Raw genomic sequence first — 11,590 nt, forward strand, 5'->3', positions numbered from 1 at the left:
ACGCATGCAACAACTCCTCAGCTAGGAGCTGTTGCACTAGACCCCTGAACCCAAGGTCGAAGAATCCGCGACAAGTCACACGCTCGGCGCGGGAAAGGACCACCGCACCCATGCAGCTGCTGCTCGTCAGGCATGCCCTGCCACACCGCACCGAGGCCGGTGAAGGCAGCGATCCGGAGCTGTCCGACGCGGGCTGGGACCAGGCTCATCGGCTGCCCGAGGCGCTGGACCGATTCCCGCTCGCCCGGCTGGTCAGCAGCCCGCAGCGGCGTGCGCTGCAGACCGCCGAGCCGGTCGCCAAGGCCACCGGGCTGACCGTCGACATCGACGACCGGCTGGCCGAGTACGACCGCGGGCTGTCCCACTACGTGCCGATCGAGCAGGTACGCAAAGAACGGCCCGAGGAGTGGGCGCGGATGGCCGAAGGCCGGCTGCCCAGCACCGTCGATGAGGACGAGTTCCGCGGCCGGGTGAGTGCGGCGCTGAGCGATATCGTCGCGGCCGCCGACCACGATGAGACGGTGGCCGTATTCAGCCACGGCGGCGTCATCAACGTGATCCTGCACGAACTCCTCGGCACCAAACGGCTGCTGTCGTTCCCCATCGACTACGTGTCGATCACCCGCCTGCTCTACGCACGCAGCGGGTTCGGCACAGTGGCGGCGGTCAACACCACCGAACATGTTTGGGATCTCTTGCCGCGCAACCAGCGCTATTAGCTATACATAGCGGGTGACTTCTCTGGACGGGCTCGATCTGGCGGCACTGGACCTGCATCTGCGATCGGCGGGCATCCCGCGCAGCGGGGAACTGCAGGCGGAGTTCATCTCCGGTGGCCGGTCCAACCTGACCTTCCTGATTTTCGACGACGCCTCGAAATGGGTGCTGCGGCGCCCACCGCTGCACGGGCTGACCCCGTCGGCGCACGATATGGCCCGCGAGTATCGGGTGGTGGCCGCGCTCGCCGGCAGCCCGGTGCCGGTCGCGCCCGCGGTCACCATGCGTGACGACGACTCGGTCGGTGGTGCGCCGTTCCAGATGGTGGAATACGTGGCGGGCCAAGTGGTTCGCACCCGCGCAGAACTCGATGCCCTCGGCGACGCCGGCGTGGTCAGCGATTGCGTCGACAGCCTCATCCGGGTGCTGGTCGACCTTCACGCGGTCGATCCCGACAGTGTCGGTCTGAGTGACTTCGGCAAGCCGATGGGGTATCTCGAACGGCAGGTGCGGCGGTGGGGGTCGCAGTGGCAACACGTTCGGCTGCCCGACGATCCACGCGACGGTGACGTCGAACGGCTGCATTCCACATTGGCCGACGCGGTGCCGTCGGAAAGTCGTAGCTCGATCGTGCACGGGGATTACCGCATCGACAACACCATCATCGACCCCGATGACCCGACAATCGTTCGGGCGGTGCTGGATTGGGAGATGTCCACCCTCGGTGACCCGCTCGCCGACGTCGCCGTGATGTGTGTGCAGCGAGACCCGATGCTGGACCTGCTCAGCCAGGAACACAAGTCGTGGACGGCCCCCCAGATGCCGTCGGCCGACGACCTTGCCCAGCGTTATTCGGTGGCCTCAGGAAACCCATTGGCGCACTGGGACTTCCAGATGGCCCTCGGGTACTTCAAGTTGGCGATCATCGTCGCCGGTATCGATTTCCGGCGCCGGATGTCCGCGGACGCCACCGACGGTGACGACCAGGCGGGCGAGGCTGTCGCTGTACTGATCAGCCGCGGCCTGGAGTTTTTCGGCTAAGTGGTGCGGGCTGCCCGCAGGTTCTTCTTGGCGGCCCGGCGGAGTTGGAAGATGCGCGCCGCCCCGGCCAGCACGGTCACCAGGGCGCCGGCCACCGCCGCCATCAGGATCGCGACGCCCAAGGGCAGTGACCAGTGCCAGCCCAGGAACGCGAACGATGTGGATTCGGTGTTCTGGGCGATGAAGATCAGCAGGACCGTCAGGATCAGCAACCCGAAGATCAACGACGACCACAGGGCCGCGGCGCGGGTGAACTTGACCTCGTTCACGGCTTTGGCCGTGGCGGGCGAGGAAGACTCCGTAGTCGAGTCCGCCGACGGGATCGGCGGCGTCGGCTCGTGGTCCGGGCCGGTCGGTTCACTGGTAGACACATAGTTATTGTTCCCCCTCTGGCCGTGCAGAAACAATGGGGTGATAACAGAACGGTGACGTTTGCCCTGATCTAAACCTCGGCGCGGGACGGTAAGTGCCGTTACTGTCGGCTAGACGGGTCGGGGTGAAAGGACGCGCATGAATGCGTCGCGGGGCGGAAAGCGACTGTGGTTTGCGGCGATACTGTCCACTCTCGTGCTGCCGCTGGTGGCCGCCTGTGGCAGCGCGAATCCACTCGGTGGCGGATCGGCGTCAGGGGATCTGAAGAATCTGGTTGTCGGCTCGGCGGACTTCCCGGAGTCGAAGATCATCGGCGAAATCTATGCCCAAGCCTTGGAGGCCAACGGTTTCACCGTGGGCCGGCAGTTCGGGATCGGCAGCCGCGAGACATACATTCCCGCGGTGCGTGACCATTCCATCGACCTGGTGCCGGAGTACACCGGAAACCTGTTGCAATACTTCGATTCCAAGACCACCGTGACCACACCGGATCAAGTCGAATTGGCGTTGTTCCGGGTGCTTCCCGGCGATCTGTCGATCCTGACTCCCTCGCCTGCCAACGACACCGACACCGTCGCGGTGTCAGAAGCCACCGCGCAGAAATGGAATCTCAAGACCATCGGCGACCTGGCCGCACATTCCGCTGAGGTCAAGTTCGGTGGGCCGTCAGAATTCCAGAGTCGCACGGAAGGACTGCCGGGACTGAAGGCCAAGTATGGGCTGGACATCAAGCCGGACAACTTCGTCTCGATCAGTGACGGCGGCGGCCCCGCGACGGTGCGTGCGCTGGTCGACGGCACCGTCACCGCCGCGGACATCTTCAGCACCTCGCCGGCGATTCCCCAGAACAAGCTGGTCGTGCTGGAAGACCCCAAGAACAACTTTCTGGCGGCCAATGTCGTGCCGCTGGTGAGTTCGCAGAAGAAATCCGACGAACTGAAGACAGTGCTGGACGCGGTGTCGGCGAAGCTGAGCACCGAGGGTCTGATCGAACTCAACACCGCCGTATCCGGCAACTCCGGCGTCGACCCTGACGAGGCCGCGCGAAAGTGGATACGTGACAACGGTTTCGACAAGCCGATCGGGAAATAGATGATCACCTTCACAGGCGTCACGAAGACCTACCCGGACGGCACCGTCGCGGTCGATGACCTGAGCATGGAGGTGCCGACGGGCACGCTGACGGTGTTCGTCGGACCGTCGGGCTGCGGCAAGACGACATCCATGCGGATGATCAACCGGATGATCGAGCCGACTTCCGGGACGATCACCGTCGACGGCCGCGACATCGCGGATGTGAACCCGGTCAAGCTGCGGCTCGGGATCGGCTACGTCATCCAGAGCGGCGGCCTGATGCCGCACCAGCGGGTGATCGACAACGTGGCAACGGTGCCGGTGCTCAAGGGCGAGTCCCGGCGGGCCGCCCGCAAGGCCGCCTACGCGGTGCTGGAGCGGGTAGGCCTCGATCCCAAGCTCGGCGATCGCTATCCCGCGCAGCTGTCCGGCGGGCAACAGCAGCGCGTCGGCGTGGCCCGCGCGCTGGCTGCCGATCCGCCGGTGCTGCTGATGGACGAGCCGTTCTCAGCGGTCGACCCGGTGGTGCGTGATGAGTTGCAGGCCGAAATTCTGCGGCTGCAAGGCGAATTGCAGAAGACCATCGTCTTCGTCACCCATGACATCGACGAGGCGATCAAACTCGGTGACCGGGTCGCGGTGTTCGGGCCCGGCGGCACCTTGCAGCAATACGATGCGCCGGCCAGGTTGTTGTCCAATCCCGCAAACGAATTCGTCTCCGGGTTCATCGGCACCGATCGCGGCTACCGTGGCCTGCAGTTCCGCCAGGCCTCCGGATTGCCGCTGCATGACATTCAGACGGTCACAGAATCCGAGATCGATGCGCTGAGGCTCGCGCCGGGGGACTGGCGACTGGTCACCCGCGACGACGGCCGGCCCTACGCCTGGCTGGACGCCGACGGAGCGCAGCTGCATCGGGGTGGAAGTTCGCTGTACGACAGCACAATTGCGGGCGGATCGCTGTTCACTCCCGGCGGCACGTTGCGGCTGGCTCTCGACGCGGCGCTGTCCTCGCCGGCCGGCCTGGGAGTGGCCGTCGGCGACGATGGTCAGGTGATCGGCGGGGTCAAGGCCGACGATGTTCTGGAAGCGTTAGAGGCCCAACGGACCCACGAATGAATTACCTGTTGACCCATCTCGACAAGGCGTGGGCGCTGACCGTGATCCACCTGCGGCTGTCCCTGGTTCCGGTGGTGCTGGGTCTGGTGATCGCGGTGCCGGTGGGCGCCTACGTGTGGCGGACCACCGCGCTGCGCCGGGTGACCACGGTGACGGCCAGCATCATCTTCACGATCCCGTCGCTGGCATTGTTCGTGGTGCTGCCGCTGATCATCCCGACCCGGATCCTGGACGAGGCGAATGTCATCGTCGCGCTGACCCTCTACACCACGGCGTTGCTGGTGCGTGCGGTGCCCGAAGCGCTGGACGCGGTACCCGCTCAGGTGCGTGACGCGGCCACTGCAGTCGGCTATACCCGCGTATCGCGGATGCTCAAAGTCGAACTGCCGCTGTCGATTCCGGTCCTGATCGCCGGTCTTCGGGTCGTCGCGGTGACCAACATCTCGATGGTGTCGGTGGGTTCGGTCATCGGCATCGGCGGGTTGGGAACCTGGTTCACCGAGGGCTACCAGGCCGACAAGAGCGATCAGATCATCGCAGGCATCATCGCGATCTTCCTGCTCGCGATCGTCATCGACGTGCTGATCCTGCTGGCCGGTCGCCTGATCACCCCATGGGCCCGGGTCAAGGCGAGCTCATGAACTTCCTGCAGCAGGCACTTGCCTACATCTTCACCGGCTCCAACTGGGGCGGCCGGGCCGGTCTGGCGGTACGCATCGCCGAGCACCTGCAGTACACCGCCGTCGCCGTCGTCATCTCCGCGCTCATCGCCATCCCCATCGGCCTGCTGATCGGGCACACCGGGCGAGGCACCTTCCTGGTGGTCACCGGGGTCAACGCGCTGCGGGCACTGCCGACCCTGGGCGTACTGCTGCTCGGGGTCTTGCTGTGGGGGCTTGGGCTGCTTCCGCCGACCGTCGCGCTCATGCTGCTGGGCATACCGCCGCTGCTGGCAGGCACCTATGCCGGGATCGCGAACGTCGACCCGGCGGTGGTGGACGCCGCCCGGTCGATGGGCATGACCGAGACCAGGGTTTTGCTGCGGGTCGAGGTGCCCAATGCGCTGCCGCTGATTCTGGGCGGGCTGCGCACGGCCACCCTGCAGGTGGTGGCGACCGCGACGGTGGCCGCCTATGCCAGCCTCGGTGGGCTGGGGCGCTACCTCATCGACGGCATCAAGGTCCGCCAGTTCTACCTCGCCTTGGTGGGTGCGTTGCTGGTGACCGTGCTGGCCCTGGTGCTCGATGCGATGCTGGCGCTGGCCGTGTGGGCTTCGGTGCCCGGCTCGGGCCGATTCCGGCGGATGCCGCAGCCGTTGCTCGACGACGAGGTCAGTTTGGATGCACGCGTACCCACATCACAGATGAGCCGCACTTCCCGACCTGGTTACGAACGGGGCGGCCCGTCGCATACGGTAGACGGGTGAGTGCAGCCAACGACGCGACAGAAAGCGCCTGGCCGGCGATCCTGACCTGGCGCGCGCACGACGATTCGCGGATGGAGTCCGCCCGGGTCCAGCTATCGGGCAAGCGGATCAAGGCCTACGGCCGCATCGTCGCCGCAGCCGCCGAGACCAACCCGGCCTTCAGCGCTTCCTATGACCTGGTGACCGACGAGACCGGCGCCACCAAACGGCTGTCCATGAGCGTCACCCTCGCCGAGCGGGATCGGCAGCTATCGATCGCCCGCGACGAGGAAGGCATGTGGCTCATCACCGATCACCAGGGCCAGTCGCGGGGTGCCTACGAGGGGGCGTTGGACGTCGACGTCGTCTTCAGCCCATTCTTCAACGCGCTGCCGATCCGGCGTACCGGCCTGTACCAGCGCGTCGATTCGGTGTCGCTGCCGGTGGTGTACGTGAGTTTGCCCGACCTGACCGTCAAGCAGGCCACCATCAGTTACGGCAGCTCGGGTCCGGACGCCGGGGACGGCATCAAGCTGCACTCGCCGGTCGCCGACACCACGATCACGGTCGACACCGACGGCTTCATTGTCGACTACCCAGGACTGGCAGAGCGGATCTGATCACGCCGCCGGCGCGACCGGCGGCGGCGAGTTCGGCGCGCCAATCCTCTTCCCCGATCGCGATAGTCACGATCTGCGGGCGCGAGAAGCTGTCGTAGCGAGCACGGGCGGCATGGCCGGCTTCGACCAGATCGGCCACCGAGCCTCTGTCGGCCAGCGATGCGCGGGCCTGGTTCAGCAACTCCAACGCGCGGTCGAGGGCGGGTAGCAGCTGCTCGGCGTTCGCCTCGCACATGGCCCGCACCAGATCGGGAGCCGTTGCCGCGACTCGCGTGCCGTCCCGAAATGAGCCGGCCGCCAGAGCAAATGCCAGCGGTATCTCGCCTGCCGTCTCCGCCAATGCCTCGGCCAACAGGTGCGGTAAATGCGAAATGCCGGCAGCCGCGGCGTCGTGCTCATCGGACGTGGCGGGGACCACCACGGCATGGCAGTCGAGCGCCAGGTGCATCACCTGCTCCCATACCCGGGCATCGACGTGCTCGTCGACGGTGAGGACCCACGGCGCCCCCGCGAACAGCCTGGCGTCGCCAGCGCTCCAACCGGAGTGCGCGGTGCCGGCCATCGGATGGCCGCCGACGTAGCGGTCGAGCAGGCCGGCCTTGCGCACCGCGTCGAGCACCGCGCGTTTGACACTGATGACATCGGTAAGCGGGCAGTCGCCGGCGACGTCCTTGATGTGGCTGAGCAATTGCGACACCGCAGGCATGGGCACGGCCAGGACGATCAGCGCCTGGCGCTCGGCGGCCCACGCCAATGCCTCGGTGAGATCGGTGGTGGCGGAGAAACCGTCGAACCGCGCTCCCTCGGCGCCCTCGACGGATCGGTTGTAGCCGAGTGCTTCACGCCCGGCACCGACCGCCGCTCGCAACACCGAGCCGCCGATGAGTCCGAGACCGAGGACGCACACGGGTGTCTTCGTCACATGTCCAGGTTGACACATCCAAACCGCATCGCAGATGGGTACCTGGTCAAAAGGCCTGATCAGCGACTAGCGTATGCGCCCATGGAAGCACAGCGAGCCCAGACCAGCCCCGGGTCGGAGGCCCCGGATGGCTTTGGGGTCGCCGTGGTTCGCGAAGACGGCAAGTGGCGTTGCTCGGCCATGAGCGCAAAGGTTTTGACCAGCCTGGCTGCCGCTGAGACGGAGTTGCGAGAATTGCGCAGCGCCGGCGCGGTGTTCGGGCTACTGGACATCGACGACGAGTTCTTCCTGATCGTGCGGCCGGCACCGTCCGGTACCCGGCTGCTGTTGTCGGACGCGACGGCGGCGCTGGATTACGACATTGCTGCCGAAGCGCTGGAGACTCTGGACGCCGACATCTCGCCAGAGGATCTCGAAGATGCCGACCCTTTTGAAGAGGGTGACCTCGGCGTTCTGGCCGATATCGGGCTGCCTGAGCCGGTGCTCAGCGTGATCCTCGACGAGACCGATCTGTACGCCGACGAGCAACTCGGCCGGATCGCGCGGGAGATGGGTTTCGCCGACGAGCTGTCAGCAGTGCTCGACCGCCTCGATCGGTGATCGCCGACGAACTTCTGGTGCGCGCGGCCCTCGACGCCGCCGGACTGGCCGGGTCCGAGGATGTGCCGATCGGTGCGGTGGTCTTCGGCCCGGACGGCACCGAGCTGGCCCGGGCAGCCAACGCTCGGGAAAAGCTCGGTGACCCGACCGCCCACGCCGAGATCCTGGCGCTGCGGGCGGCTGCCCAGGTGTACGGCGACGGGTGGCGGCTGGCGGGGACGACGCTGGCGGTGACCGTCGAGCCGTGCACGATGTGCGCGGGCGCGTTGGTGATGGCCCGGGTGGCGCGGGTGGTGTTCGGCGCGTGGGAACCCAAAACCGGTGCGGCGGGCTCACTTTGGGATGTGGTACGCGACCGGCGGCTGACGCATCGGCCGGAGGTGCGCGGGGGAGTGCTTGCCGACGAGTGCGCCGCGCTGTTGGAGGGCTTTTTCGCTCGTCAGCGCGATTTGGGTTAGCCCGCCCGCGACACGTAAGCTCTTCGACGGTGGCGTGTCCGAGCGGCCTAAGGAGCACGCCTCGAAAGCGTGTGACGGGTAACCCCCGTCCGAGGGTTCAAATCCCTCCGCCACCGCCAGCAAACCGGCTGCTCACGGGGTGTTTTCCGCTCCCGAGGCAGCCGGTTTGAGCACATTTTGAGCACTTTTCGGTGAGTACTGCGCGTGCAACGTCGCGGCCACCGCGTCCAAATCTGAGTCGAACAAGTCGGCGTAGACCCTTAGCGTCACGGCGGGATCTTTGTGCCCGAGCATCCGCGCCAGAGCCAACACGTTCACACCCGCCGACACCGCCAGGGACGCGCAGGTGTGCCGAAGATCGTGCGGAGTGATCGCCTGGACCTTTGCTCGCTTCACCGCGCCGACGAACCAGCCGCCGTTGGACTTGGGACGCGGTAGGTAGTCGGACCCGTTACCGAACACCAGCTCCCCAGGATCTTTGCCAGCGCACTGGGCTGACAGTGCATCGAGCACAAACGTCGGCACTGGAACCGAGCGGGTCTCACGCCCCTTTGTTGGTCCTACGGCATGGTCAACGCCGAGCTGCACGGCGTTACCCGACACCGAGATGCGGCGGCGTAGGAATTCGATGTCACGGACCCGCAGTGCCACGGCTTCGCCCCAGCGCAATCCGCAGTAGGCCAGCACGAGCACCAGAGCGCCGTGCTCACCGGATTCGTTAACCAACCGCGCCACGTCATCAGCGCTGAGGTAGATGTGACGCTTAGAGATCTTCTTTGGCAGATTGTCGACACCCTTGCACGGGTTCGCCGGTAGCCGCTTACCCTTGACCGCGTCGGTGAGGATGCCGGAAAGCACGCCGTAGGCGCGGAGCACGGTAGTCGGACTGCCGGTCAGGTCGGTGATCCATTCCTCTACTGACAACATGTCCACGTCGGCCACCGCTGTGTCACCCCAATGTGGCTTGACGTGAACTCGCCACGCACTCTCCAACATCCGATAGTGACTCTTAGCTGTCGACTTCTCTTTGCGGGCAAGCCATTTCGTAGCAAGCTCGCCGACCGTTACGCGGCCCATCTTGGGTGCAATGTATTCGCCGGTCAGTTTCTTGACCTCAACCTCGTTGGCGAACGTTTGAGCGTCACGCTTGCGCGTGAAACCACGCTTCATGGTCTGCCTGTTGTTCGGCTGCCGGAACCGAACCGCGTAAAGCGTTGTGCCGTTGGCTGTTTGATACTTCTCGATGGTTGCCATTGCTTACTTTCCAGTCTCGATGACGCGATGAACCGTTCCGACACTGCAACCGACCTGGGCGGCTATGGCCCGCATCGGTTGGCCTTCCCGGCGCAGCTCGTGGATACGTTCGTCGCGGACGCTGGTGTCCACCCGGCGACTCGGTCTCACCTTTCCGTCCAGACCCTTGGCCATGTCAACGGTCACCATGCCGTCAGCGTCAGGCTGGTAGTCATCGCGGAGACGCCGCCGTCTATGCACGGTGGCCGGTGCGACCCCCTCGGCGTTGGCGACTGCGCGAATACTTCTCTTCATGCGTTCAACTGTACCGCCGCTGTCCAACAGTTGAACAAATGCAGGTCAGGGTAGATCGCACTGAGTCATTTGTCTCAGTGCATCACGGATACTCACTCACGAGCACAAACGAACCGGCAGGCTCTCGGAAAGGGGGTGTAACCTGGGGTTGCCTCGCAGTCAGGGGTTACCGTGCGCGGACCGGTCTCCACGCAACATTCACGCAACCGCGTGGATTGACCGCCGACGCATAGGGAGTTATTGCCAATGGCAACAACCGAATCCAAGCTCGCCAAGCTCTGCGCAGACGCCGGGTTTGACCTAACCGAACTGCCACCCATCATCACTGCCGAACAACTTGCTCCGTTTCTTGGCCAGACCGTCGCCGCGCTGGCCAACGATCGATACCGTGGCAGTGGTCCACCATTTATCAAGCACGGCAGACGAATTCGATACCTGAGAGCCGACGTGGCGCGGTATCTGGTCGCTCACCGGAAGCTGAGCGCGTGAGCCATGGCCAGAAAGAACGGAAACACGACGGGAGTCACTAAGGGCTTGGGGTTACGCCTCTGCATGATCTCCCACCCCACCGAGCGGGCGACGTGCACCAGGTTGGCGCACCACAAGGACGGCCACGAGGGTTACCACCATCTCGACGATCGGCTGGTCAGGTGGGCACGGAGATCAGACGAAGACCAGGCAACTTACGGTGTCCGACAACGCAACTGAACACTGCACCGTAGTCGGGTGTGATTTACCGGTGAGGGTCGCTATACGCGGCCTGTGTCTTCGCCACTACGCGAAGTGGCGGAAATATGGTGACCCAGCCATGGGCGGTACCTCCCGGCGCAACGCTCCGCACTGTAAAACCGTTGGCTGCGGACGCGTTCCGTACGCACGTGACATGTGCCAGCGCTGCTATCAGCGGTGGTGGAGATGGAATCGAAGGACTGAGTCAAATGACTCAGTTAAAACACTAAGGAGGACAACGTGATCAACGATGAACAACAAAGAGCCGACGTGGCCATGTACATGGTGCACGCACGGGATGTGATTAACGAAGTGCTCAGTGCGCCAATCGAAACGTGGTCACTAGAGGAAGTTCGCGAGATTATGTCGGCCACTGATAGATTCACCGAGTTTTACGCCGTCATGCACCGCCAGCAGGAGCGTGATCATCTCAAACGCCGGGCCGGTCTCAAGCTGCTCGGCTTGTGAACTCTCCACCGGTAGACTCGAAACATCAACCGCCCCAACGAGAAGGCACCTGACATGCCACCGACAAAGATCTAGCAACATAAAACAGATCCCGGCAGCCGAAGAAGGTAACTGCCGGGATCTGCGAAAGGTCCGTTCCCGTGGACAACCACAATGATATCAGCGACAGCAACGACGTGCCATCAGACTGGACGTTATACGACGGCAGCAGAAGGCTCGACCCGTGGGAGATAATTTCTGGCTGCGAAGGTTGGAACGATCACGACGCGCGGCGCGCAGCACGTGATGGCGTAAAACTGTATGCGAGGCTTTCGGATGCACCCGACATTCCAGCGCTACGCGAACACAACCGAGCCGCACGCGAACAGTGGGAAGCCGAGCAAGAGGCCAAGCGCAGGGACATCAAGAAACGTCGGCGGAAGCCGTCGTCATCGGTGCAGCATAAGTGGCTCGACAACGCATGGGTCTGCTGCACGATCAGGTGACAGTTTCGGTCACGCGGCCTGACTGGCCGGTG

Annotated in this window: 16 protein-coding genes and 1 tRNA gene; 13 read left to right on the forward strand and 4 right to left on the reverse strand. The window is 64.6% G+C overall.

Annotated elements, in window-relative coordinates:
* Nucleotides 1-110 precede the first annotated feature (110 nt).
* The gene (locus CRM90_RS28400) at nucleotides 111-719 is read left to right on the forward strand and encodes a histidine phosphatase family protein (RefSeq protein ID WP_102810220.1); all 609 of its coding nucleotides are present in this window, start codon (nucleotides 111-113) and stop codon (nucleotides 717-719) included.
* 13 nt (nucleotides 720-732) lie between these two features.
* The gene (locus CRM90_RS28405) at nucleotides 733-1,758 is read left to right on the forward strand and encodes a phosphotransferase family protein (RefSeq protein ID WP_102810221.1); all 1,026 of its coding nucleotides are present in this window, start codon (nucleotides 733-735) and stop codon (nucleotides 1,756-1,758) included.
* Here CRM90_RS28405 and CRM90_RS28410 read toward each other — a convergent pair.
* A complete protein-coding gene (locus CRM90_RS28410; protein ID WP_102810222.1) occupies nucleotides 1,755-2,129 on the reverse strand; it encodes a LapA family protein in 375 nt (124 codons plus the stop codon). The two genes, CRM90_RS28405 and CRM90_RS28410, sit on opposite strands and share 4 nt — an antisense overlap.
* Before the next feature lie 139 nt (nucleotides 2,130-2,268).
* Here CRM90_RS28410 and CRM90_RS28415 point away from each other — a divergent pair, with 139 nt between their 5' ends.
* The 5 genes from CRM90_RS28415 to CRM90_RS28435 are packed head-to-tail and all read left to right on the forward strand — an operon-like array spanning nucleotide 2,269 to nucleotide 6,348.
* A complete protein-coding gene (locus CRM90_RS28415; RefSeq protein WP_102810223.1) occupies nucleotides 2,269-3,222 on the forward strand; it encodes an ABC transporter substrate-binding protein in 954 nt (317 codons plus the stop codon).
* Nucleotides 3,223-4,323 (forward strand): ABC transporter ATP-binding protein, encoded by a 1,101-nt coding sequence (locus CRM90_RS28420; protein WP_102810224.1) that lies wholly within the window; start codon nucleotides 3,223-3,225, stop codon nucleotides 4,321-4,323.
* The gene (locus CRM90_RS28425; protein WP_102810225.1) at nucleotides 4,320-4,964 is read left to right on the forward strand and encodes an ABC transporter permease; all 645 of its coding nucleotides are present in this window, start codon (nucleotides 4,320-4,322) and stop codon (nucleotides 4,962-4,964) included. The genes CRM90_RS28420 and CRM90_RS28425 overlap by 4 nt, the downstream gene beginning before the upstream one ends.
* A complete protein-coding gene (locus CRM90_RS28430; RefSeq protein WP_102810232.1) occupies nucleotides 4,961-5,749 on the forward strand; it encodes an ABC transporter permease in 789 nt (262 codons plus the stop codon). Before CRM90_RS28425 ends, CRM90_RS28430 begins: the two co-directional genes overlap by 4 nt.
* Nucleotides 5,746-6,348: a putative glycolipid-binding domain-containing protein gene (locus tag CRM90_RS28435; protein ID WP_102810226.1), complete on the forward strand. Its 603-nt coding sequence runs from the start codon at nucleotides 5,746-5,748 to the stop codon at nucleotides 6,346-6,348. The genes CRM90_RS28430 and CRM90_RS28435 overlap by 4 nt, the downstream gene beginning before the upstream one ends.
* On the opposite strand, the gene CRM90_RS28440 is transcribed toward CRM90_RS28435, so the two are convergent.
* Nucleotides 6,311-7,255, reverse strand: coding sequence for a prephenate dehydrogenase (locus tag CRM90_RS28440; RefSeq protein WP_233209563.1), 945 nt, complete (start codon nucleotides 7,253-7,255; stop codon nucleotides 6,311-6,313). The two genes, CRM90_RS28435 and CRM90_RS28440, sit on opposite strands and share 38 nt — an antisense overlap.
* Nucleotides 7,256-7,351: 96 nt before the next feature.
* Between CRM90_RS28440 and CRM90_RS28445 the strand changes: the two genes are divergently transcribed.
* The 3 genes from CRM90_RS28445 (at nucleotide 7,352) to CRM90_RS28455 (ending at nucleotide 8,447) form a co-directional block, all read left to right on the forward strand.
* Nucleotides 7,352-7,870 carry a tRNA adenosine deaminase-associated protein gene (locus CRM90_RS28445; RefSeq protein ID WP_102810228.1) on the forward strand — a complete coding sequence of 173 codons (519 nt, stop codon included), beginning with the start codon at nucleotides 7,352-7,354 and terminating at the stop codon, nucleotides 7,868-7,870.
* Complete coding sequence (locus CRM90_RS28450) at nucleotides 7,867-8,328, forward strand: nucleoside deaminase (RefSeq protein WP_199190094.1); 462 nt, start codon at nucleotides 7,867-7,869, stop codon at nucleotides 8,326-8,328. The genes CRM90_RS28445 and CRM90_RS28450 overlap by 4 nt, the downstream gene beginning before the upstream one ends.
* A 28-nt stretch (nucleotides 8,329-8,356) precedes the next feature.
* Nucleotides 8,357-8,447: transfer RNA gene (locus CRM90_RS28455), tRNA-Ser, on the forward strand.
* A gap of 13 nt (nucleotides 8,448-8,460) precedes the next feature.
* On the opposite strand, the gene CRM90_RS28460 is transcribed toward CRM90_RS28455, so the two are convergent.
* The gene (locus CRM90_RS28460) at nucleotides 8,461-9,582 is read right to left on the reverse strand and encodes a tyrosine-type recombinase/integrase (protein WP_102810229.1); all 1,122 of its coding nucleotides are present in this window, start codon (nucleotides 9,580-9,582) and stop codon (nucleotides 8,461-8,463) included.
* A 3-nt stretch (nucleotides 9,583-9,585) separates the two neighbouring features.
* Nucleotides 9,586-9,876, reverse strand: a complete 291-nt coding sequence (locus CRM90_RS28465; protein ID WP_102810230.1) for a helix-turn-helix domain-containing protein — start codon at nucleotides 9,874-9,876, stop codon at nucleotides 9,586-9,588.
* Nucleotides 9,877-10,122: 246 nt separating this feature from the next.
* On the opposite strand from CRM90_RS28465, the gene CRM90_RS28470 reads away from it, so the two are divergent.
* From CRM90_RS28470 to CRM90_RS30395, 3 genes are all read left to right on the forward strand, one after another.
* Nucleotides 10,123-10,365 (forward strand): MerR family transcriptional regulator, encoded by a 243-nt coding sequence (locus CRM90_RS28470; RefSeq protein ID WP_233209562.1) that lies wholly within the window; start codon nucleotides 10,123-10,125, stop codon nucleotides 10,363-10,365.
* A 480-nt stretch (nucleotides 10,366-10,845) separates the two neighbouring features.
* Nucleotides 10,846-11,073: a hypothetical protein gene (locus CRM90_RS28475; protein ID WP_102810231.1), complete on the forward strand. Its 228-nt coding sequence runs from the start codon at nucleotides 10,846-10,848 to the stop codon at nucleotides 11,071-11,073.
* A 140-nt stretch (nucleotides 11,074-11,213) separates the two neighbouring features.
* The gene (locus CRM90_RS30395) at nucleotides 11,214-11,558 is read left to right on the forward strand and encodes a hypothetical protein (RefSeq protein WP_142391483.1); all 345 of its coding nucleotides are present in this window, start codon (nucleotides 11,214-11,216) and stop codon (nucleotides 11,556-11,558) included.
* Nucleotides 11,559-11,590 lie beyond the last annotated feature (32 nt).

The sequence above is a fragment of the Mycobacterium sp. ENV421 genome (assembly GCF_002887815.1).
GTDB lineage: Bacteria > Actinomycetota > Actinomycetes > Mycobacteriales > Mycobacteriaceae > Mycobacterium.

What these genes read in the sequence shown, in the direction of transcription:
- CRM90_RS28465 (WP_102810230.1), bottom strand. Translation starts at nt 9,876, where the DNA reads ATGAAGAGAAGTATTCGCGCAGTCGCCAACGCCGAGGGGGTCGCACCG.
- CRM90_RS28445 (WP_102810228.1), top strand. Translation starts at nt 7,352, where the DNA reads ATGGAAGCACAGCGAGCCCAGACCAGCCCCGGGTCGGAGGCCCCGGAT.
- CRM90_RS28430 (WP_102810232.1), top strand. Translation starts at nt 4,961, where the DNA reads ATGAACTTCCTGCAGCAGGCACTTGCCTACATCTTCACCGGCTCCAAC.
- CRM90_RS28400 (WP_102810220.1), top strand. Translation starts at nt 111, where the DNA reads ATGCAGCTGCTGCTCGTCAGGCATGCCCTGCCACACCGCACCGAGGCC.
- CRM90_RS28415 (WP_102810223.1), top strand. Translation starts at nt 2,269, where the DNA reads ATGAATGCGTCGCGGGGCGGAAAGCGACTGTGGTTTGCGGCGATACTG.
- CRM90_RS28420 (WP_102810224.1), top strand. Translation starts at nt 3,223, where the DNA reads ATGATCACCTTCACAGGCGTCACGAAGACCTACCCGGACGGCACCGTC.
- CRM90_RS28470 (WP_233209562.1), top strand. Translation starts at nt 10,123, where the DNA reads ATGGCAACAACCGAATCCAAGCTCGCCAAGCTCTGCGCAGACGCCGGG.
- CRM90_RS28425 (WP_102810225.1), top strand. Translation starts at nt 4,320, where the DNA reads ATGAATTACCTGTTGACCCATCTCGACAAGGCGTGGGCGCTGACCGTG.
- CRM90_RS28460 (WP_102810229.1), bottom strand. Translation starts at nt 9,582, where the DNA reads ATGGCAACCATCGAGAAGTATCAAACAGCCAACGGCACAACGCTTTAC.